Below are 20,399 nucleotides of genomic sequence, written 5' to 3'. Positions count from 1 at the left end.
ACAACCGGGAAAGCGCTATCACGCGCCCTGCCCGTCGACCGGGCAGGGCGCGTGAAAACGGTTCCGATCAGGACGACCACGGTGCGCTGACGAGCCAGCTCACGTCGTCGCTGTAGGCGTTGGCGCTGTCGAAGGTGTTCGAACCGCCGTTGGCGGCGATGTAGACGAGGTTGTCGTAGTGGCGGACGTACCGGTCGGCGAAGTTGAGCGATCTGAGTGAGGCACCTTGGCCGTTGCGGCCGGCCTCCGGGCAGAAGGTCGCGTCCTGGGCGAACAGCGAGCTCCCGTCGTTGGCCTGCAAGGACAACTTGTAGTTCTGGTGCCGCAGGTACTGCCCGGCGACGTTCTTCGACTCGAACGACACGCACGAGCCGCTGCCGAGCCCGGTCCGGACGGTCCAGGACGCGTTGCCCTTCTCCGTGGCCGAGCTGCCGCTGCCGATCACCGCGGTGTCCACAGTGGACCCGTTGTGGTGGATGTAGCGGTCGGTGCAGCAGGCGGTGGTGGCGCGCAGCGAGACGGACGTGCCCGGCGTCAGCCCGGTGTTCGCGGAACCCGTGGCGTAGCCGGCCGCGGTGATGTTGGCCTGCACCGCGTTTTCGGTGGCTTCCGACGGATAGCCGGACGTCATCACGCCTTCGTAGAAGGTGCCGCGGGCGCCGACGCTGTTGTCACCGCCGATACCCAGGATGATGGCGCCTTCCTTCTTCATCGGGTTGTAGCCCGAGACGTTCGGGCGCACGCCGTCGTAGAAGGTGGACACGCCGCCGGACTGGGCGTTGCCGCCGCGGATGGCCCACCGGTTCGGGCCACCCTTGACGATGGCGGTCAGGAAGCGGTGGTTGACGGTGGGATCGTTGGCGTTGTAGTGCTGGTTGACCCCGGAGAACAGGCCGTTTTCCAGGTCGGCCATGATCCACGGGCCGTTGCCGGCGCCGTAGCCCCAGACCTTGATGTTGCCGAAGTAGATGGCTTCCATCGTGCCGTTGCCGTTGTCGCGGCTGTTGCGTTCGGCGTTGCCGTAGTCGAAGCAGCAGCCGCCGTTGTAGTGCGTGCCATCGAAGATCGCGTACATGCCTTCCGGCTGGTCACCGGTCGCGATCCCGTTGGTGTTGTTGTTGCGGTAACCCGTTCCCGGGGCCACGTAGACGCCGTAGGCCTTGTGGCCGCCGACGGTGACCGGTGCCGCGGTGGCGTTGGCGAGGTTGTCGTACCCGCCCGCGGCCGGCCCCTGGAACCCGCCCGGTGGCGCCTGCGTGAGGCGGTTGTTCCGGCCGGACTGGTCGTAGATGACGGTGATCAGGCAGGTGGTTCCCGCGCAGAACGAATCCTGCGTCGAGGCGTTGGCCACGCCGCCCGCGGCCAATGGCGCGATGTCGCGCGTGGCGCTGTCCGACGCGCGCCGGACCTGGTACAGCGGACCGGTGTAGGCGCCGTACAGGGCCCGGGTCGTGGAATGCGCGGCCACACAGGGCGTGCCGCCGGCGGCGTAGATGTCGCACGGCCCTTGGGTGGCCGCCTGGGACGTACCGCCGCTGACGAGAAGGCCGGTGACGAGCGTGCCGGCGACGATCAGGGCGGATGCGATGCGGTGCTTACGGACGTGTCTCGGCTGTCGTGACATGAATGATCTCCCGCTGGAGTACGGAAATCGTCGAATCGACAGATGCGCGGGCCGGCGTCATTGCCAACCTCCTCCTTGATCACCGACACGCAGGAACGGCACAAGCGGAGCGATTGTGAGCGCTAACATAACCCTCGGGCCGACGGAGTGCAATGGCCGGTTTTCCCGCCGCGGACCGACGCGAGGGCATCGGATCCGTTGGCGCCCTTGCCCTCCACACCGGTCGTCGCCGCCGGGGGCACGTCTGACGACGAGCGCGGTGAGTGGCCGGGTCGCTCTCGGATGTCCGGTGGCGGTGGTCGAAGATCTGCCGCCGGGTCGCTCTCGGATGCCCAGTGGGCGTTGACCGAGGATCTGCGGCCGGTCAGCGCGATCGGCCCTGTTCCGATGCGGGGTTCGCGCCGCCGCAGACCGACGCGGGGGCATCGGATCCGTTGGCGCGCTTGCCCTCCGCGTCGGTCGCCGCCGCCAGGGGCACGTCTGACGAGGAGCGCGGTGAGTGGCTGGGTCGCTCTCGGATGCCCGGCGGTCGAAGATCTGCCGCCGGTCCGCCCCGATCAGCGGGATCGACCCGTTTCCGATGCGCGGGGTCGCGCCGCCGCGGACCAACCCGGGGCATCGGATCCGTTGCGCCCCTGCCCTCCGCACCGGTCGTCACCGCCAGGGGTACCTCTAACGAGGAGCGTGGTGAGTGGCCGGGTCGCTCTCGGATGCCCAGTGGGCGTTGACCGAGGATCTGCGGCCGGTCAGCGGGGTCGGCCCATTCCCGATGCGCGGGTTCGCGCCGACCGAGAACCCCGGCGGGCGGCGCGGTAAGAGTTCGGTAATCGCCGCACGACCCGGATCGCCGATACCGTCAGCCGATGCTTCGCTCTCGATGGTCGCGTGCCGCGGGGTACGCCGCGCCCGGGCTCCTGCTGGCCGGAGCCGGTCTGGCGCACCCGCTCGCGCTGAGCCCGGCGAGTGCCCCGTGGTGGACCAGCCTGCACGTCGTCCTGCTGCCGGTGTTCCCCCTGCTCGCGGTGGCCCAGTGGCTGCTGCTCTCTCCCGCACCGGCAGTGCTCCGCCGTCCGGGCCGGCTCGCCGCGTTCGGATTCGCCGCCTTCTACGGCGGGCTCGACGCCGTGGCCGGCATCGCCGCCGGAACCGTGGTGCACGCCGAGCACGCGGTCACCCCGGTCACCGGCGCGGTGTTCGGCATCGGCGACAGCCTCGGCTACACCGGCGCGCTGTGCTTTCTCGCGGCGAATGTCCTGATCGTCGCGGCCGTCGCGCGGGAAGCCGCGTGGCGGGCGGCCCCGGGGGCCGTGGTGCTGCTGGCCGCGAGCGTGTCCTTCTTCGACAGCCACATCTTCTGGCCGCGGGGCGTGCTGACGATGCTCGGCGTCGCGGCGGGGATGTTCCTGCTCGCCGCGGTCCGGGAACCGTTGCCCGCACGGACATCCGGCTAGGCCGGCCTCACGCGCCCGCTGCCTTCGCCGCGTCGTAGCGGGCCTGAGCCGCCATCACGTCGGGCACGCTCGCCTCGAGGACTTCGATCAGCCCCATCAGCCGCCGCGCGACCTCCTGCCCGGCGGGCGTGAGGCTGTACTCGACGTGCGGCGGGATCGTCGGACGCGCCTCCCGGTGCACGAAGCCGTCGCGCTCGAGGGCCTGCAGCGTCTGGGCGAGCATCTTCTCGCTGACCCCCTGCACCCGGCGGCGCAGCGCGTTGAACCGGAACACACCTTCGTGGAGCGCGACGAGGGCGAGCGCTCCCCACCGGCCCGTGACGTGGTCCAGCACCGCCCGGGACGTACACGCGGCACTGAACACGTCGGCCACCAGCGCCTCGTGCTCGGCGTCGGTCACCTCGTCACCTCGTCGTTCATCCACGCCTCGATACTACCTAAGAGTTTGCACGATGGATGTGACAGCACTAACAATGAGTTGGTACTTTCTAAAAGTTAGTACATGCTCCAGGAGACCAGGTACTTGAACCTTCAAGGAGTCGTCATGATCGTCGTCACCGGTGCCACCGGCCACCTCGGCCGCCTCGTCGTCAAAGGCCTGCTCGAGAAGCTGCCCGCCGACCAGGTCGTCGCCGCGGTCCGCACCCCGGAGAAGGCCGCCGACCTGGCCGAACGCGGCGTCGACGTCCGGCACGCGGACTACACCGACCCCGAAAGCCTGGTCGCCGCGTTCAAGGACGCCGACAAGGTGCTGCTGGTCTCCAGCAGCGAGGTCGGCCGGCGCGTCGCGCAGCACCAGGCGGTCATCGAAGCGGCGAAGCAGGCCGGTGTCCGCCACCTCGTCTACACCAGCGCATCCCGGGCGACGACGTCGAAGCTCGCGGTGAACCCGGAGCACAAGGCGACCGAGGAACTCATCGAGGCCTCCGGCCTGACCGCCACGATCCTGCGCAACAACTGGTACAACGAGAACTACGCCGACACGATCAAGCAGGCCGCCCGGACCGGCAGCTTCGTGGGCAGCGCCGGTGACGGCCGCGTGGCCAGCGCCACCCGGGCCGACTACGCCGCGGCCGCGGTCGCGGTGCTGACCGGCGAGGGCCACGAGGGCAAGATCTACGAGCTCGCCGGCGACGTCACCTGGACGAACGCGGACCTCGCCGCCGAGATCGGCAAGGCCGCCGGCCGCGAGGTCACCTACACCGACCTGCCGGCCGACGAGCACGCCAAGGTCCTCACCCAGGCCGGCCTGCCGGAGCCGCTCGTCGGCTTCATCGTGGCGATCGACGGCGACATCAAGGACGGCTTGCTCGCCGAGACCACGACCGACCTGCGCACCCTGACCGGCCGCCCCAGCACGCCGATCGGCGTGACCGTGGCCGAGGTCGTCGGCACGCTCTGACCCACGCCGCGGTGGGGAGCCTCCTGGCGAGGCTCCCCACCGGCGTCACCCGGGCCGGCCGGGTTTCCGCTGCGAAACGCTGTTCTCCCGCAACGGCGGCTGCCACACCCGGGGAGCCGGCGACTCGCCGTCGTCGCCCGGCTGGTCGAGCGGGTCGGTCCCGTTCTGCCAGCGAGCCCAGTGAGCCGCGCACATCCTCCGCCAGAGGGCCGGCTCGTCGCACTGGTACCGCCGGCAGGCCGGCACCCGCTCCTGGTGATCGCTCACGTATCGCTCCACTCGCCATCGAACGTTCCGCGTTCAACTACCACAGCGACGGTGGCGTTGTCGATCCTCACCGGGCTTCGGTGATCGACGTGGTTAACCCTCCGCTAACCGGGAAAGCCCCCTGGACCGCCGGCCCCCGCCGGTGCGACCCCGGACGACGGAGGGAATTCTCGTGTTCCGTCACACGAAGTTGCTGCAGTTCGAAGCCAAGCCCGAAAAGCCCGATGCCGTCTACGCTCACAAGCTCCAGGAGCTGATCGGCGGCGCGTTCGGTGAGATGACCGTGACGATGCAGTACCTGTTCCAGGGCTGGAACTGCCGCATCGAAGGCAAGTACAAAGACCTGATCATGGACACCGCGACCGAAGAAATCGGCCACGTCGAAATGCTCGCCACCATGGTCGCCCGGTTGCTCGAAGGCGCTCCGGCCACCGCCACCGCCGAAGCGGTGAAGGACCCGGTGATGGCCGCCACCCTCGGCGGCATGGACGTCCAGCAGGCCATCGTCGCCGGCGGCGGAGCCCTCCCCGCCGACAGCAACGGCTACCCCTGGAACGGCCGGTACATCATCGCCTCCGGCAACCTCCTCGCCGACTTCCGCGCCAACGCAGCCGCCGAAGCCCAGGGCCGGCTGCAGACCGCCCGGCTCTACAACATGACCGATGACCCCGGCGTCAAGGCGATGCTCCAGTTCAACCTCGCCCGCGACACCGTCCACCAGAAGCAGTGGCTGGCCGCCATCGAAGAGCTCAAGGCCGACGGGCTCGAAGGCGACATCGTCCCCGACGCCTTGCTCGACGAAGAGGACCAGACGCACAACCACACGATCTGGCACCTGTCCGACGGCCCCGACGGAGCCAAGGGCGCCAGCTGGACCACCGACGCCGGCATCGAATACCTCATGGACCCCGAACCGCTCGGCGGGCCGGGCACCGCACCGAAGCCCGACCCGGCGCTCTTCGGCACCTACGCGCCCTTGCAGGACGCCAAGGGCACGGCCAAGGGCAAGGCCAAGGAAGTCAAGAACAAGCTGACCTGACCCACCGTCGGATCGGCGCGGACCGTTGAACAGACAGCGGTCCTGCGCCGGGGTGGTGCGTCCGGGTGAGGAGGGCGACGTCACGGTGTCCGGGGCTCTCCGGCTGGGTATTCCTGCCGGAGATCACTCGCACCTGTGGAGGCCCAGTGCAGCCTTGGCCCGGTTCCCCCTACCCGCTCGGGGCCGATTACGACGGCGTCGGCACCAATTTCGCGCTCTTCTCCGAGGTCGCCGACCGCGTCGACCTGTGCCTGTTCGCCCCGGACGGAACCGAGACCCGGATCCGGCTGCCGGAGGTCGATGGCTTCGTCCACCACGGCTACGTGACCGGCGTCGGTCCCGGCCAGGAATACGGCTTCCGGGTCCACGGTCCGCACGACCCCGCCGCCGGGCTGCGGTGCAACCCCGCCAAGCTGCTGCTCGACCCGTACGCCAAGGCCGTCACCGGCCGGGTGGACTGGGACGAGTCCGTGTTCGGCTACCGCTTCGGCCGGCCCGAGGAGCGCAACGACGACGACTCGGCGGCGCACACCGTCCGCGCGGTCGTCGTCAACCCGTACTTCGACTGGGCCAACGACCGGCCGCCGAAGGTCCCGTACAACGAGAGCGTCGTCTACGAGGCCCACGTCCGCGGGCTGACGAAGCTCCACCCGGACATCCCGGAGGAGCTGCGGGGGACGTACTCCGGGCTGGCGCACCCGGTGATGATCGAGTACCTCAAGACCCTCGGCGTCACGGCCGTCGAGCTGATGCCGGTCCACCAGTTCCTGCACGACCACGCCCTCACCGAGCGCGGCCTCGCCAACTACTGGGGCTACAACACCATCGCCTACCTGGCGCCGCACAACGGGTACGCCGCCTCGATCATGCCCGAAACCCCGGGCAGTGAAGTGCACGAATTCAAGGCGATGGTGCGGACGCTGCACGAGGCGGGCATCGAGGTCATCCTCGACGTCGTCTACAACCACACGGCCGAGGGCAACCACCTCGGGCCCACGCTGTCCATGCGCGGTATCGACAACCAGGCCTACTACCGGCTGGTCGAGAACGACCCGCAGTACTACATGGACTACACCGGCACCGGGAACTCGCTCAACGTGCGCCAGCCGCACACCCTGCAGCTGATCATGGACTCGCTGCGCTACTGGGTGACGGAGATGCACGTCGACGGCTTCCGGTTCGACCTCGCCGCCACCCTCGCCCGCGAGTTCTACGACGTCGACCGGCTGGCCACGTTCTTCGACCTGGTGCAGCAGGACCCCGTGGTGAGCCAGGTGAAGCTGATCGCCGAGCCGTGGGACGTCGGTCCGGGTGGCTACCAGGTCGGCAACTTCCCGCCGCTGTGGACCGAGTGGAACGGCGCCTACCGGGACACCGTCCGCGACTTCTGGCGCGGCGAGCCGGCGACGCTGGGCGAGTTCGCCTCCCGGATCACCGGCTCGTCGGACCTCTACCAGAACGACGGCCGCCGCCCGTTCGCGTCGATCAACTTCGTCACCGCGCACGACGGCTTCACGCTGAACGACCTGGTGTCCTACAACGAAAAGCACAACGAGGCCAACGGCGAAGACGGCCGCGACGGCGCCGACGACAACCGGTCGTGGAACTGCGGCGCGGAAGGCCCGACCGAGGACGAGAAGGTCCTCGACCTGCGCGCCCGCCAGCGCCGGAACCTGATCGCCACCCTGCTGCTGTCGCAGGGCGTGCCGATGCTCCTGCACGGCGACGAGTTCGGCCGCACCCAGCAGGGCAACAACAACGCCTACTGCCAGGACAACGAGCTGTCCTGGGTGGACTGGTCACTGCTGGAGCGCAACCGGGAGTTGTTCGAGTTCACCTCGGCGGTGGTGGATCTGCGCCACCAGCACCCGGTGTTCCGCCGCCGCCGCTTCTTCGCCGGCCGCCCGATCCGCCGCGGCGACGAGCTGCGCGACATCGCCTGGTTCACCCCGGCGGGCGAGGAGATGACCGACCAGGACTGGGAGGCGGGCTTCGGCCGCAGCATCATGGTCTTCCTCAACGGAACGGCGATCCCCGACCTCGACGCCCGCGGAGAGCGCGTGGTGGACGACTCGTTCCTGCTCTGCTTCAACGCCCACGACGACGACATCACGATGACGGTCCCGGACGGCGAGTACGGCGAGGAGTGGGCGATCGTGCTGGACTCGGCCACGGGCGAGGTGTTCCACCGGTCCGTGGGCGGCGTCCTGGTCGGCGGCGTGGCGGGCGACCAGCTCGCGACCCCGCGCACGATCCCGGGCCACGGCGAGCTGGTCGTCGCCGGCCGGTCGCTGACCGTTCTGCTGCGCACGAAGGACCAGGAGGCGTAACCCCGGCACGCGGGTAGCCGGATCGCGGCGGTCGGCGATCCGGCTACCCGGCGTGCACCGAAGGGGACGGCCGGCCCCGAAAACAGGTACCGCTCCCGTGTGTATCTCCGCCCGGACCGGGGTACGCGCGCGTGAACAGCACGTTCCCCGGCCGCAGCAGGTGGGAGTCCGATGACCGACACGGTGACGCGCCCGGCTCCGATCCCCCACCGGCCGGTGTGGCGGGGTGCCAAGGGCGCGACCCTCCTCAAGACCATCCGCACCACCGATCACAAGACGATCGGCGTGCTGTACCTGACGACGTCGTTCGGGTTCTTCCTGATCGGCGGCCTGACCGCCCTGCTGATGCGCGGCGAGCTGGCCCGGCCCGGGCTGCAGTTCCTGTCGCCGGAGCAGTACAACCAGCTCTTCACCATGCACGGCACGATCATGCTGCTGCTCTACGCCACGCCGAACCTGTTCGGGTTCGCCAACTTCGTCCTGCCGCTGCAGATCGGCTCGCCGGACGTGGCGTTCCCGCGGCTCAACGCGTTCTCCTACTGGCTGTACCTGTTCGGCGGCACGATCGTGCTCTCCGCCTACGCCACGCCCGGCGGCCCGCCCGACTTCGGCTGGACCGCCTACACGCCGCTGTCCAGCGCCATCCACTCCCCCGGCGTCGGCGGGGACCTGTGGATCACCGGGCTGATCGTCACCGGTCTCGGCACCATCCTCGGCGCGGTCAACATGATCACGACCGTGGTGTGCCTGCGCTGTCCCGGGATGCTCATGTGGCGGATGCCGATCTTCACCTGGAACATCCTGTTCACCTCGATCCTCATCCTGCTCGCGTTCCCCATCCTCACCGCGGCGCTGTTCGCGCTCCTGGCCGACCGGCACCTCGGCGCGCACGTGTTCGACCCGGAGAACGGCGGCGCGGTCCTGTGGCAGCACCTCTTCTGGTTCTTCGGCCATCCCGAGGTGTACGTGGTCGCGTTGCCCTACTTCGGGATCGTCACCGAGATCATCCCGGTGTTCAGCCGGAAACCGCTGTTCGGCTACAAGCTCATGGTGTTCGCGACCATCGGCATCACCGGGCTGTCGGCGGTGGTCTGGGCGCACCACATGTTCGCCACCGGCGCCGTGCTGCTGCCGTTCTTCTCGATCATGACGTTCCTCATCGCGGTACCCACCGGGATCAAGTTCTTCAACTGGATCGGCACGATGTGGAAGGGCGCGATCACGTTCGAGTCGCCGATGCTGTGGTCGGTCGGCTTCATGGTGACCTTCCTGCTCGGCGGCCTGACCGGGGTCATCCTCGCGTCCCCGCCGCTGGACTTCCACATCCACGACAGCTACTTCGTCGTCGCCCACTTCCACTACGTGCTCTTCGGCACGATCGTCTTCGCGACCTTCGCCGGCATCTACTTCTGGTTCCCCAAGATCACCGGCCGGATGCTCGACGAGAGGCTGGCGAAGTGGCACTTCTGGACGACCTTCATCGGCTTCCACACGACGTTCCTCATCCAGCACTGGCTCGGCGACGCGGGCATGCCGCGTCGCTACGCCGACTACCTCTCCAGCGACGGCTTCACCTGGATGCACATGGTGTCCACGATCGGCGCGTTCGTGCTGGGCCTTTCGGTGCTGCCGTTCATCTGGAACGTCTTCAAGAGCTACCGCTACGGGGAACCGATCGCGGTCGACGACCCGTGGGGCTACGGCAACTCGCTCGAGTGGGCGACGACCAGCCCGCCACCCCGGCACAACTTCCTCGCGCTGCCCCGCATCCGGTCCGAGCGCCCGGCGTTCGAGCTGCACTACCCGCACATGGTCGAGCGGATGCGCGCGGAAGGCCACGTGACCCGGGGTCACCCCGGTGACAAGGCGTCGCCGGCGGAGGTCGTCGCCGCCGCCACCCAGCCCGACGAGCAGGGCGAAAGTGACGACCCCCGCGGCCGCTGACCCCGGGCCCGCCGGTCACCTCCGGCCGCGCTGAGCACCGGAAAGCCGCCGGGGCCGGGGGGCTCCGGCGGCTTTCCGGCCCGTCCGGAACTCAGAGGATCGGCACGCCACCCGTCACCGCGACGCGGGCCCCGGACACGTAACTGCCGTCGTCGGAGGCCAGCAGCACGTACACCGGCGCCAGCTCGGCCGGCTGGCCGGCGCGGCCCAGCGGCACCTGCTCGCCGAAGGACTTCACCTGCTCCTCCGGCATGGTGGCCGGGATCAGCGGCGTCCAGATCGGCCCCGGCGCGACGCTGTTGGCCCGGATCCCCCTCGGCCCGAGCAGCTGCGCCAGGGCCGCGGTCATGTTGGCGATGCCCGCCTTCGTCACGTCGTAGGGCAGCAGCTGCGGGGTCGGGTTGTCGGAGTTCACCGAAGAGCTGCCGATGATCGACGCCCCCGGCTTCATGTGCGGCACCGCCGCCTTGGCGAGGTGGAAGAACGCGCTCAGGTTGATGGCGAGGGTGCGGTCCCACTCCTCGTCCGGGATCTCTTCCAGGGTTTCGTGGCTCATCTGGAAGGCGGCGTTGTTCACCAGGACGTCGAGCCGGCCGAACTCCTCCACCGCGCGGGCGACCAGGGCCCGGCAGTGTGCCGGGTCGGCGACGTCACCGGGCACGACGACGGCCTTGCGCCCGGCCTCTTCGACCCAGCGCCGCGTCTCTTCGGCGTCTTCGTGCTCGTCGAGGTAGGAGATCAGCACGTCGGCACCTTCGCGCGCGTACGCGATCGCGACCGCGCGGCCGATGCCGCTGTCCGCCCCGGTGATGAGCGCCGCCTTGCCGGTCAGCTTGCCGGAGCCGCGGTAGGAGTGTTCGCCGTGGTCGGGCCGCGGCGTCATCGCGGCGGTCGTCCCGGGCGGGGTCTGCTGCTGAGCGGGCTGCTCGGACACGGTGGCTCCTCGGATGCGGGAAGGGATCTCCCTCCCGTGTTCCCAGCGCCACGCGGATCATTCTGTCATCTTGATGATGACTTAGGACTTGTCATCGTTTGGATGACATGTTAGAACAGTAGTGCGTGTTGACACCCACCGTCGAAGCCAGAAGGAGGACACGATGTTGATGCGCACCGACCCGTTCCGTGAGCTGGACCGCCTCACCCAGCAGGTCCTCGGCACCGCCGGAACCTGGTCGAAGCCGGCCGCGATGCCGATGGACGCCTACCGCGCCGGCGACGAGTTCGTGGTCTGCTTCGATCTGCCCGGCGTCGCCCCGGACGCCATCGACCTCGACATCGAGCGCAACGTGCTGACGGTCAAGGCCGAGCGCCGCCCGCTCCCCGGCGGGGACGACGTCGAGATGCACGTCTCCGAACGGCCGCTGGGCGTCTTCTCCCGCCAGCTGTTCCTCGGCGACGGCCTCGACACCGACCACATTGCCGCCGACTACGAGGCCGGCGTGCTGACGCTGCGCATCCCGGTCGCCGAGAAGGCCAAGCCGCGGCGCATCGAGATCGGCGGCGACCGGTCCGACCGCAGGGAAATCCAGGCCTGACGGGCGGCCCGATGAACGACCAGGCGCGCGCCGCGGCGGAGCGCATCTTCGCCGCGGCCGCGGAACTCGGCACCACCCGCCAGGAGGCGATCCTCGTGACCCGGGCGGTCCACGCGGTCAAGAAGGGCCGCCCTACCGAGGTCGCCCTCACCGACACCCCGCAGCACCGGCGGCGCAAGCTGGCCCACGTCGTCGGCTGCGCGCTGTGGGACCCGGCCCTCGACGCGGACGAAGTGCTCGCCGCCGTCACCACCGCGGGCCGGACGGTCCCCCGCGAGCGGCAGCCCTCGGTGGCCGCCTGACCCGAGCTGCCGCTACCGGTCCGCGTCGGTGCGCCGTACCGTCACCGCGGGCCCGATCCCGGTGCCGGACAACGGCGTCGAGCCGAACCAGTCGAGGCACACCACCATCGCGTCGTCCTCGGCCTGGCTGCCGTGGCGGCGGGTGGACAGCTCCCGCAGCACCGCCCCCGGCACGTGGGCCGCCGGCAGTTCCGCCGTCGCCGTCACCGCTTCGGCGAGCTCGCGATCCCCGTAGCGCTCGCCGTGCGGGCCGAGCGCGTTGTAGACGCCGTCGCTGACGAAGACGAACCGGTCGCCGTCGGCCGCCTGGAAGCCCTCCACCGTGTAGATCGTGCCGTCGAAGGTGCCGAGCGGGAGCTGTTCGTCGAACAGGATCCGCTCGGCCTTCCCGTCCCGCAGCCGCCAGAGCCGGGGCGAGCCGGCGTCGACCACGGCGACCGCACCGGTGCCGAGGTCGAACTCCAGCAGCAGCGCGGCCACGTGCTCGGCGCCGCGATAGTGCGCGTAGAGCGCCTGGTCGGCGAGTTCGGCCTGCGCGTCGAGCGGGATCCCGGCGCGCCGGGCGTTGCGCAGCGCGTTCACCGCGAGATTCGTCAGCAGCGCCGCTTCGCTGCCCTCCCCCATGCCGTTGATCAGCGTGACGGCGAGCTTCCGGGCGGACGCCGACCAGTCGAAGCAGTCCCCGTAGATGGCGTAGGCGGGCTCCAGCTGGCCGCCGAGCGCGAATTCGGCGCGGGTGCAGGCCCGCCCGGGCAGCAGCTGCCACTGCATTTCCGCGGCCAGCGTCAGCCGCGAAGACCGCCGCGCCTGGATGTAGAGGTCGGTGTCCCGGTCGGCGACGAACAGTTCGTGGGCCACCGCTTCGGCGAACCGCTGGAGCTCGGCCCACACCGGCGGTTCGGGTTCGCCGGGCAGGGTGACGGCCAGGACGCCGAGCCGGTCGCCGCGGACGCTGACCGGCAGGAAGCCGGTGACCTGGTCGCCGTCGTGGGTGAACGTCGCCGTCTGGGCGAGGAACGCCGCCCCCGGGGTCGTGCCCTCGACCGGAATCGGCTCCGCCGTGTAGGGCTGCTCGCCCACCTGGCAGAGTTCCGTCAGTGCGTAGTCGGCCATCAGCAGCTCGACCGCCAGCGTGCCGAAGTGCTCGCCGAGACCCGAGCGCAGGGCACGGGGCAGGTCGTGCGGCGGTACGTCACGGAGGAGACGTTCCACCGCCAGGGATCTGTCCAACGCCTGCCTCCTGCTCACGGGCCCGCCCGCGCCGGCGCCGGGTCGGTTCTGTCGAGTCTGCGCCGCTCCGGCGCGCCGATCCACGGCGAGTCGCGTGAGCTGTGCTGCCGGTTCAGCATAGGGATGCCAGAGTGGACGCCGTGGATCGATCCCGCGAGCAGCCCGGCCCGGACGGGACGGCTGCCGTGTCGGAACTCGCCCGCCTCCTGGAGGCGGTGGTCGAGGGCGAGCGGGACGTGTCGCCGCGTCCGCTGTCGGTTTCGCAGCTGCGCGCGGTCGTCGCGCTGGATCGCCACGACGGGGTCAACCTGCGGCAGCTGGCCGAGCAGCTGGGCTCGACGCCGCCGCTGGTCAGCAGGCTCTGCGACCGGCTGGAGGCGGTCGGGTTCCTCGAACGCCTGCCCAGCGCGCGCAGCCGGCGGGAGCTGACGCTGCGGCTGTCCGACCGCGGGCGCGCCTACCTGCAGGACCTGCGGGCGCGGCGGCGGGACCGGGTCGAGGCGCTGGTGGCGAAGATGAGCCCGGCCGGCCGGACCGCGCTGGCCGCCGGGCTGCAGGAGTACCGGGCCCTGGCGGAGGCGGCCGGGGACCCCCCGGATTTGCATTCCTGATACAACTGTTGTTATATGGCAATAATCAGGCCGGCGTACAGCAGAGCGCGCCCCGAACACCGAAGGAGAAGTCGGTGCTGGGCACGGACGACAGCCAGGTCCGCACGGTCTTGGCGCGCATGCTGGAAGAAGACCGGGCCACGCTGGCCCGCGACTGGGCGGGGCAGGAGCCGCGCGAAGGCGACCGAAGCGGGCAGGAGCTGCGGCGCGAGGCCGTCGAACTGCTGGAGGCCCTCCGGGCCGCGCTGGGCGGCACGCTCCCGGTGTCCCGGATCGTCGACCAGGATCCCGCGGTGCGGGACGCGCTGACGTCGCTGTCGGAGCGCCGGGCCCGCGCGGGCGCCCAGCCGTCGGCCACCGCCATGGCGATCCTCGCGCTCAAGCGCACGATGCTGAGCGCGATCGAGCGGCACACCGACGATTCCGCGCTGCGCTACCGGGCCGCGCTGCTGGTGAACGAACTGCTCGACAGCGCGGGTGTGCTGACGTTCGAGGTCTACTCCGCCGGTCGCGAGCGGATCATCCGCGAGCAGCACAGCCAGATGCTCGAGCTGTCCACGCCCGTCGTGCGGCTGTGGCGTCACGTCCTCGCGGTGCCGCTGATCGGCACGCTCGACAGCGCCCGGACCCAGGTCGTGATGAACAACCTCCTGGAGTCGATCCAGGCCAACGAAGCCCGGGTGGCGATCATCGACATCACCGGCGTCCCGACCGTCGACACCGCGGTGGCGCAGCACCTGCTGCAGACCGTCAGCGCGGTCCGGCTGATGGGCGCGGAGTGCGTGATCAGCGGCATCCGGCCGTCGATCGCCCAGACCATCACCCAGCTGGGCATCGACCTCTCGCACATCGTCACCCGCGGCTCGCTGGCCGACGCGCTGGCGACCGCGATGCAGTTGCTCGGCGACAACGGCCGCCCGGGTGCGGTGACCGGGTGAACACCGGCGTGCCGATCCTGCGGCTCGGCGACATCCTGCTCGGCGGCCTGCTGAGCGACCTGGACGACAAGACCGCGCTCGCGTTCACCGACGAGCTGACCACGCGAATCGCGAACGAGAGCATCCGCGGCGTCATCGTCGACATCTCCCGGCTGGAGATCATCGACTCGTTCATCGCCCGGGTGCTCATGCAGCTGGCCGGCACCGGGCGGCTGCTCGGCACGCGGATGATCGTGGCGGGGATGCGCCCGGCCGTCGCGCTGACGCTGACCGAGCTCGGGCTGCAGCTGACCGGCGTGCAGACCGCCCTCAACGCGGAACAGGCGATGGAGCTGCTGGGCTGGCGCCGTCCCGCCGGAGAAGCGCCCCATGCTTTCTGACGAACGGACCGTCCCCTCCGGCGAGCACCCGGTCCGGGTGGAGGAGGACCTCCTCGCGGCCCGGCACGCCGTGCGGGCGGCCGCGGTCGCCGCCGGGTTCACCATCGTCGACCAGACGAAGATCGTGACCGCGGCCAGCGAGCTGGTCCGCAACGCCTACATCCACGGCGGGGGCGGCACCATGACCGTCGAGGCCGTGCGGGACCCGGGCGGGCGGCTCGGGCTCCGGCTCCGGGTACGCGACGAGGGGCCCGGGATCGCCGACGTCGACCAGGCGATGACCGACGGCTTCAGCACCGGCGCGGGGCTCGGGCACGGCCTCGGCGGCACCCGGCGGCTGGTCGACGAGTTCGACCTCGACACCGCGCCCGGCCGGGGCACCACCGTCACCGTCGTGCGCTGGAAGCCATGACCGCGACCATCGCCGGCCTGACGCGCCAGATCCGCGTCGACCACCCGAGCGCCGGGTACGCCGCCGCCCGCGTCGCCCGCGAAGCCGCGCACGAAGCCGGCTTCGCGGGCGTGCTCGCCGACCGCGCCGCGGTGGTGGCGGCCGAGCTCGCGGGCAACATCGACAAGCACACCCGGGGCGGCTCGGTATTCGTGCAGCGCTCGCTCGTCGGCCGCGGCGTCGACGTGCTGGCCGCCGACGACGGCCCCGGCATGACCGACCTCGACCACTGGCTGCTCGACGGCAACACGACCACCGCCACGATGGGCACCGGCCTCGGCGCGGTGAAGCGGATGGCGGCCGAGTTCCGGATCACGTCCTCGCCCACGGCCGGGACCCTCGCCGCCGCGCGCCTGCTCGACCCCGCGGTGCCACCGCCCCGCCGCGCGATCGGGCACTTCCGCCTGCCGCGCGACGGCGAGGAGTACTGCGGTGACGCCGTCGCGCTGGCCGACGTCACCGGCAGCCGGACCGCCGTCGTCGCCGACGGGCTCGGCCACGGCCCCGACGCCGCCGAAGCCGCGGACGCCGCGCTGCGCGTGTTCACCGAAAACCCGGACCGCCCGCTGTCGCACCAGCTGACCAACATGCACCGCGCGCTGCGCACGACCCGCGGCGCGGCGGTCGCGCTCGTGCGGATCGCGCCGCGGCGGCTCGAGTTCTGCGGCGTCGGCAACGTCAGCGGCGCGAGCCTCGGCGACGGGCCGTCCCGGCTGCTGCTCAGCACCCCCGGCATCGTCGGGTTCACCCTGCCCTCGGCACCGGTCCGGCACCTGACGCTGACCGACGAGGACGTCGTCGTCCTGCACACCGACGGCGTCGGCACCGGCTGGCGCGTCCCCGGCCGGGCCCCGGACCTGCTGCTGCTCGCCGCGGACCTCGCCCACCGGCACCGGAACGCCCGCGACGACGCGGCGATGCTCGCCCTCAGCGCGGACCGGTCCGCCTGATGCGCCCCGACCTGGCCCGGATCCGGCGGCGCCTCCGCACGGCCTGCACCGAGGCCGGCGTGCCCGCCGACGACCGCGGGCGGCTGGTCCTCGCCGTCACCCTGCTCGCCGAGCCCGCCCTCACCGCGGGCGAAACGGTGGACGTGGCCACGGCGGCTTCAGACCGGCGGCTCGCCGTCACCGTGCAGCTCGACCACGCGGTCAGCCAGGGCAGCCGCGACGCCCTGCCGCTGCTGCCCGAGCGCGGCGACGGCCGGACGCTGACCTGGCACCTCACCGGCGGCGGGCCGGCGGCCCCGGCCGACCCCGACGACGACCGGGCGACGCGCGAAGAGATGCTGGCGCTGGTGGCCCGCGCCGACACCCTCGCGCACGAACAACGGGACCTCAAGCACGAGATCGCGGAGACCAACAGCGGCGTGCTGGCGATGTACGTCGAGCTCGAACAGCGCGACGAGCAGCTCCGCCGGGCGCACGCGGCCATCTTCCGCGAGCTGGAGGACGCGCTGCGCCCGCGGCCGCCGGTGGTGCCGGGCCTGGAGCTGGCCGTCCACTATTCGCCGACCGACCAGGACTCCCCGACCGGTGGCGACCTGTACGACTGGTTCGTCCTGCCCGACGGCCACGTCCACGTGACCCTGGTCGACGCGGTCGGCCACGGCGTCACCTCGACCCGGCACGCCCTGACGGTCACGCACGCCATCCGCACGCTCGCCTTGGAGGGCCACCCGTTCCGCGACCTGATCGCGCACGCGTCCCACACCCTGGCGGCGATCGAACCGGGCCTGATGGCCACGGTCCTGCTGGCCCGGATGGACCCGGCGACGGGCCGCACCCGGTTCGCGAACGGCGGTCACCCGGAGCCGGTGCTGGTCACGGCGGCCGAGCCGGCGCGGCTGCTGCCGGCGCCGGTGCCGGGCCGCGGGGTCGGCTTCCCCGACCCGGGCAGCCGCGAGCTGGTCGACGTGGTCCTGGCCGAGGGCGACACGGTGCTGCTCTACACGGACGGCCTGGTCGAGAGCCGCAAGGACGTCGACGAAGGCCAGGCCCGGCTGTTGAAGCTGGCCGAAGCCCACCGGAGCCGGCCGACGGCGGGCCTGCCGCGCGAGCTGGTGACCCGGATGCACGACGTGGTGCTGCACGCCGACGACACGGTCGTCCTGGCGCTGCGCCGGACCGCCGCGTCGTAGGCCGCGGTTAGCCCCACCGGACCCGGGTATGCGCCGACGACCCGTCGGAAGGAGGCGCTGTGCGTGCGATGGTGTACCGCGGGCCGTACAAGGTCCGCGTCGAAGAAAAGGACGTCCCGGCGATCGAGCATCCCGGTGATGCGATCGTCCGGGTGAAGCTGGCCGCGATCTGCGGTTCGGACCTGCACCTGTACCACGGGATGATGCCGGACACGCGGGTCGGCATGACCTTCGGCCACGAGTTCATCGGCGTGGTCGAGGAAGTCGGCTCCGGCGTGCGGAACCTGCGGCGCGGCGACCGCGTCATGGTGCCGTTCAACGTCTTCTGCGGGACGTGCTGGTTCTGCGCGCGGGGGTTGTATTCCAACTGCCACAACGTCAACCCGAACGCCACCGCCGTCGGCGGCATCTACGGCTACTCCCATACCTGCGGCGGGTACGACGGCGGGCAGGCCGAGTTCGTCCGGGTGCCGTTCGCCGACGTGGGGCCCACGGTGATCCCGGACTGGCTGGACGACGAAGACGCCGTCCTGCTCACCGACGCACTTTCCACCGGCTACTTCGGCGCCCAGCTCGGCGAAATCGCCGAGGGCGACGTCGTGGTGGTGTTCGGGGCCGGGCCGGTGGGCCTGTTCGCGGCGAAGTCGGCGTGGCTGATGGGCGCGGGCCGGGTGATCGTCATCGACCACTTGGAAAACCGGCTGGAGAAGGCGCGCACCTTCGCCCACGCCGAGACCTACAACTTCACCGAATACGACGACATCGTCGTGCACCTCAAGAAGCTCACCGACCACCTCGGCGCCGACGTCGCCATCGACGCGGTGGGCGCGGAGGCCGACGGCAACCTCACCCAGCACGTCACCTCGGCCAAGCTGAAGCTGCAGGGCGGCTCCCCGGTGGCGCTCAACTGGTGCATCGACGGCGTCCGCAAGGGCGGCACGATCTCGGTGATGGGCGCCTACGGCCCGATGTTCAGCGCCGTCAAGTTCGGCGACGCGATGAACAAGGGCCTCACGCTGCGGATGAACCAGTGCCCGGTGAAGCGGCAGTGGCCGCGGTTGTTCGAGCACATCCGCAACGGCTACCTCAAGCCGAGCGACATCGTCACCCACCGGATCCCGCTCGAGCACATCGCCGAGGGCTACCACATCTTTTCCGCCAAGCTGGACGGCTGCATCAAGCCGCTCATCGTCCCGGACGCCGGCTGAGGAAGGAACGACCATGACCTACACGTCGGAGCGGCCGCCGATCGCCGAGTCGAGCGACAGCCTGCGCGCGCGGATCCCGGGCTGGGGTGCGGACCTGGACCCGAAGGACCGGCCGTCGGTGCCGAAGCTGCGGTGGCAGGAGGACAAGACCGGCGCCCACTGGGAGTTTCCCGAGCGGCAGCCGGAAAAATGGCCGCGGGAGCGCTCGATCGAGCACGAGTTCCTGACCCCGGTCTTCGGGACGTCCTGTCCCCCGAAGGGACTTTCCGGTGCCCTGCGCCGGTTTTCCTACCGGAAGTACAGCGAAGGGCGGGCCGCGCACTGGCTGCTCCTGCTGGCCGCCGACCGCGTGGACGCCTGGGAGAGCCACCTGCGCTCGTTCGCCACGCTCCGCCCGGACAACCCGATCACCGAAACCGGCGTGCTGAGCGAGTTCACCCGGCACGGTTTCTCGTCGCGGGCGGGGAAGAACCGCGCGGACGTCAAGCACCACCTGGCGGACCCGCTCATCATCGCCGGTCCTTGGGTGCTGGCGGCGGGCCTGGCCTGTTCGGCGGTCCGGAAGGTGCTGCGGTGGCGCCGCCGCTGATCGCCCGGCTCGCGGCGGCGGGGCTCCTCGCGCTCGCCGTCGCGGCCGGTGCCCCGGCGGACCGGCCCGCGGCCACGCCCGGGAAGGCGCACGGCGTCGCCGTCGACGGCAAGCTCACGACGAAAGCGGGAGTCCGGGAAGGAACCGGGGTCGCCGCGGGCACGGCTGACGTCTTTACTGAGGTCCGTTGGTCAGCGAGAGGTTGAAGGTGTACCGGGACGCCCGGTACACGTGCCACCCGTACTCGACCACCCGGCCGGAGTCGTCGTAGGTCGTGCGCTGCATCGTGAGCAACGCCGCCCCCGGCTCCTCCCGCAGCAGTTCCGCGTCCTCTTCGGTCGCGAGCCGGGCACCGATGTTCTGCTCGGCCGCGTGCAGCCGCACCCCCGCCGACCGCAGGAGCTGGTAGAGCCCGCGCTCGCGCAGCTCGTCGTCGTCGGCATCGAGAACGCCGTCGGGCAGGTAGTTGTTCATCAGGGCGAGCGGCTCGCCATCGGTCGAGCGGAGCCGCTTCAGCCGCCGCACGTGCGTCAGCCCGGGCGCTTCGAGCAGCTCGGCCACCTCGGCGCCGGCCTCCTCGACCCGGTTGACCAGCACCGCCGACTCCGGCTTGCCGCCCAGCCCGGTGAGGTCGTCGAACAGGCTGCTCAGCCGCAGCGGCCGGGCGACCTTCGTGCGGACGACCTGCGTGCCGACCCCGCGCCGCCGCACGAGCAGGCCCTGGTTGACCAGCGTCTGGATCGCCTGGCGGATCGTCGGCCGCGACAGGCGCAGCTTCGCGGCGAGGTCGACCTCGTTGCCCAGCCGCGCCCCCGCCGGCAGCCTGCCGTCCTCGATCGCCGCGTGCAGCTGCCGGGACACCTGGAAGTACAGCGGCTCGGGGCTGCCCGGGTCCAGGACGATCTCACGCCCCGCGTCCCAGGCCGGGAAGATCACGTCCGGCTTGCTCATCCGCGAA

At 71.0% G+C, this 20,399-nt stretch carries 22 protein-coding genes; 16 read left to right on the top strand and 6 right to left on the bottom strand.

All coding sequences use genetic code 11. The annotated features are described in order from the left end of the window. Nucleotides 1-67: 67 nt before the first annotated feature. The gene (locus tag AB0M30_RS15000) at nucleotides 68-1,624 is read right to left on the bottom strand and encodes an alpha-L-arabinofuranosidase B (RefSeq protein WP_364584339.1); all 1,557 of its coding nucleotides are present in this window, start codon (nucleotides 1,622-1,624) and stop codon (nucleotides 68-70) included. An 863-nt stretch (nucleotides 1,625-2,487) separates the two neighbouring features. Between AB0M30_RS15000 and AB0M30_RS14995 the strand changes: the two genes are divergently transcribed. Next, nucleotides 2,488-3,075 (top strand): hypothetical protein, encoded by a 588-nt coding sequence (locus AB0M30_RS14995; protein ID WP_364584338.1) that lies wholly within the window; start codon nucleotides 2,488-2,490, stop codon nucleotides 3,073-3,075. Between the two features lie 7 nt (nucleotides 3,076-3,082). On the opposite strand, the gene AB0M30_RS14990 is transcribed toward AB0M30_RS14995, so the two are convergent. Then, nucleotides 3,083-3,475: a helix-turn-helix domain-containing protein gene (locus tag AB0M30_RS14990; protein ID WP_364584478.1), complete on the bottom strand. Its 393-nt coding sequence runs from the start codon at nucleotides 3,473-3,475 to the stop codon at nucleotides 3,083-3,085. Between the two features lie 144 nt (nucleotides 3,476-3,619). On the opposite strand from AB0M30_RS14990, the gene AB0M30_RS14985 reads away from it, so the two are divergent. After that, nucleotides 3,620-4,477 (top strand): SDR family oxidoreductase, encoded by an 858-nt coding sequence (locus AB0M30_RS14985; protein WP_364584336.1) that lies wholly within the window; start codon nucleotides 3,620-3,622, stop codon nucleotides 4,475-4,477. 45 nt (nucleotides 4,478-4,522) lie between these two features. Here the strand turns inward: AB0M30_RS14985 and AB0M30_RS14980 are convergent, their stop codons facing one another. Next, nucleotides 4,523-4,744 (bottom strand): hypothetical protein, encoded by a 222-nt coding sequence (locus tag AB0M30_RS14980; protein ID WP_230468794.1) that lies wholly within the window; start codon nucleotides 4,742-4,744, stop codon nucleotides 4,523-4,525. Nucleotides 4,745-4,916: 172 nt separating this feature from the next. On the opposite strand from AB0M30_RS14980, the gene AB0M30_RS14975 reads away from it, so the two are divergent. From AB0M30_RS14975 to ctaD, 3 genes are all read left to right on the top strand, one after another. Continuing rightward, nucleotides 4,917-5,783 carry a manganese catalase family protein gene (locus AB0M30_RS14975; protein ID WP_364584334.1) on the top strand — a complete coding sequence of 289 codons (867 nt, stop codon included), beginning with the start codon at nucleotides 4,917-4,919 and terminating at the stop codon, nucleotides 5,781-5,783. A 146-nt stretch (nucleotides 5,784-5,929) separates the two neighbouring features. Further along, nucleotides 5,930-8,113 (top strand): glycogen debranching protein GlgX, encoded by a 2,184-nt coding sequence (gene glgX / locus AB0M30_RS14970; protein ID WP_364584332.1) that lies wholly within the window; start codon nucleotides 5,930-5,932, stop codon nucleotides 8,111-8,113. Nucleotides 8,114-8,284: 171 nt separating this feature from the next. Continuing rightward, entirely contained in the window at nucleotides 8,285-10,057 is a 1,773-nt protein-coding gene (gene ctaD, locus AB0M30_RS14965) for a cytochrome c oxidase subunit I (RefSeq protein WP_364584330.1), read from the top strand. A gap of 91 nt (nucleotides 10,058-10,148) precedes the next feature. Here ctaD and AB0M30_RS14960 read toward each other — a convergent pair whose 3' ends face one another. Beyond that, complete coding sequence (locus AB0M30_RS14960) at nucleotides 10,149-10,991, bottom strand: SDR family oxidoreductase (protein ID WP_364584328.1); 843 nt, start codon at nucleotides 10,989-10,991, stop codon at nucleotides 10,149-10,151. A gap of 163 nt (nucleotides 10,992-11,154) precedes the next feature. Between AB0M30_RS14960 and AB0M30_RS14955 the strand changes: the two genes are divergently transcribed. Together AB0M30_RS14955 and AB0M30_RS14950 are read left to right on the top strand one after the other, a co-directional pair. Continuing rightward, nucleotides 11,155-11,592: an Hsp20/alpha crystallin family protein gene (locus AB0M30_RS14955; RefSeq protein WP_364584326.1), complete on the top strand. Its 438-nt coding sequence runs from the start codon at nucleotides 11,155-11,157 to the stop codon at nucleotides 11,590-11,592. Nucleotides 11,593-11,603: 11 nt separating this feature from the next. Continuing rightward, nucleotides 11,604-11,894, top strand: a complete 291-nt coding sequence (locus AB0M30_RS14950) for a hypothetical protein (RefSeq protein ID WP_364584325.1) — start codon at nucleotides 11,604-11,606, stop codon at nucleotides 11,892-11,894. Nucleotides 11,895-11,906: 12 nt separating this feature from the next. Here AB0M30_RS14950 and AB0M30_RS14945 read toward each other — a convergent pair whose 3' ends face one another. Continuing rightward, the gene (locus AB0M30_RS14945) at nucleotides 11,907-13,124 is read right to left on the bottom strand and encodes a PP2C family protein-serine/threonine phosphatase (protein WP_364584323.1); all 1,218 of its coding nucleotides are present in this window, start codon (nucleotides 13,122-13,124) and stop codon (nucleotides 11,907-11,909) included. Nucleotides 13,125-13,309: 185 nt separating this feature from the next. On the opposite strand from AB0M30_RS14945, the gene AB0M30_RS14940 reads away from it, so the two are divergent. From AB0M30_RS14940 to AB0M30_RS14900, 9 genes are all read left to right on the top strand, one after another. Continuing rightward, nucleotides 13,310-13,735, top strand: a complete 426-nt coding sequence (locus AB0M30_RS14940) for a MarR family transcriptional regulator (RefSeq protein WP_103339965.1) — start codon at nucleotides 13,310-13,312, stop codon at nucleotides 13,733-13,735. A gap of 74 nt (nucleotides 13,736-13,809) precedes the next feature. Next, entirely contained in the window at nucleotides 13,810-14,673 is an 864-nt protein-coding gene (locus tag AB0M30_RS14935; protein WP_364584321.1) for an STAS domain-containing protein, read from the top strand. After that, nucleotides 14,670-15,053, top strand: a complete 384-nt coding sequence (locus tag AB0M30_RS14930) for an STAS domain-containing protein (RefSeq protein WP_364584319.1) — start codon at nucleotides 14,670-14,672, stop codon at nucleotides 15,051-15,053. The genes AB0M30_RS14935 and AB0M30_RS14930 overlap by 4 nt, the downstream gene beginning before the upstream one ends. Then, nucleotides 15,043-15,465, top strand: coding sequence for an ATP-binding protein (locus AB0M30_RS14925; RefSeq protein ID WP_364584317.1), 423 nt, complete (start codon nucleotides 15,043-15,045; stop codon nucleotides 15,463-15,465). The genes AB0M30_RS14930 and AB0M30_RS14925 overlap by 11 nt, the downstream gene beginning before the upstream one ends. Further along, the gene (locus AB0M30_RS14920; RefSeq protein ID WP_364584315.1) at nucleotides 15,462-16,454 is read left to right on the top strand and encodes a SpoIIE family protein phosphatase; all 993 of its coding nucleotides are present in this window, start codon (nucleotides 15,462-15,464) and stop codon (nucleotides 16,452-16,454) included. The genes AB0M30_RS14925 and AB0M30_RS14920 overlap by 4 nt, the downstream gene beginning before the upstream one ends. Beyond that, nucleotides 16,454-17,644 carry a PP2C family protein-serine/threonine phosphatase gene (locus AB0M30_RS14915; protein WP_364584313.1) on the top strand — a complete coding sequence of 397 codons (1,191 nt, stop codon included), beginning with the start codon at nucleotides 16,454-16,456 and terminating at the stop codon, nucleotides 17,642-17,644. Before AB0M30_RS14920 ends, AB0M30_RS14915 begins: the two co-directional genes overlap by 1 nt. 68 nt (nucleotides 17,645-17,712) lie before the next feature. Further along, nucleotides 17,713-18,852: a zinc-dependent alcohol dehydrogenase gene (locus tag AB0M30_RS14910; protein ID WP_364584476.1), complete on the top strand. Its 1,140-nt coding sequence runs from the start codon at nucleotides 17,713-17,715 to the stop codon at nucleotides 18,850-18,852. 13 nt (nucleotides 18,853-18,865) lie between these two features. Next, nucleotides 18,866-19,441, top strand: a complete 576-nt coding sequence (locus tag AB0M30_RS14905) for a hypothetical protein (protein WP_364584311.1) — start codon at nucleotides 18,866-18,868, stop codon at nucleotides 19,439-19,441. Beyond that, a complete protein-coding gene (locus AB0M30_RS14900; RefSeq protein WP_364584310.1) occupies nucleotides 19,426-19,647 on the top strand; it encodes a hypothetical protein in 222 nt (73 codons plus the stop codon). The genes AB0M30_RS14905 and AB0M30_RS14900 overlap by 16 nt, the downstream gene beginning before the upstream one ends. On the opposite strand, the gene AB0M30_RS14895 is transcribed toward AB0M30_RS14900, so the two are convergent. After that, nucleotides 19,616-20,392 carry a GntR family transcriptional regulator gene (locus AB0M30_RS14895; RefSeq protein ID WP_364584308.1) on the bottom strand — a complete coding sequence of 259 codons (777 nt, stop codon included), beginning with the start codon at nucleotides 20,390-20,392 and terminating at the stop codon, nucleotides 19,616-19,618. The two genes, AB0M30_RS14900 and AB0M30_RS14895, sit on opposite strands and share 32 nt — an antisense overlap. Between the last annotated feature and the right edge of the window lie 7 nt (nucleotides 20,393-20,399).

The organism is Amycolatopsis sp. NPDC051716, assembly GCF_040681595.1.
Taxonomy (GTDB): Bacteria; Actinomycetota; Actinomycetes; order Mycobacteriales; family Pseudonocardiaceae; genus Amycolatopsis.
This window is presented reverse-complemented; position numbering and strand designations above follow the sequence as displayed.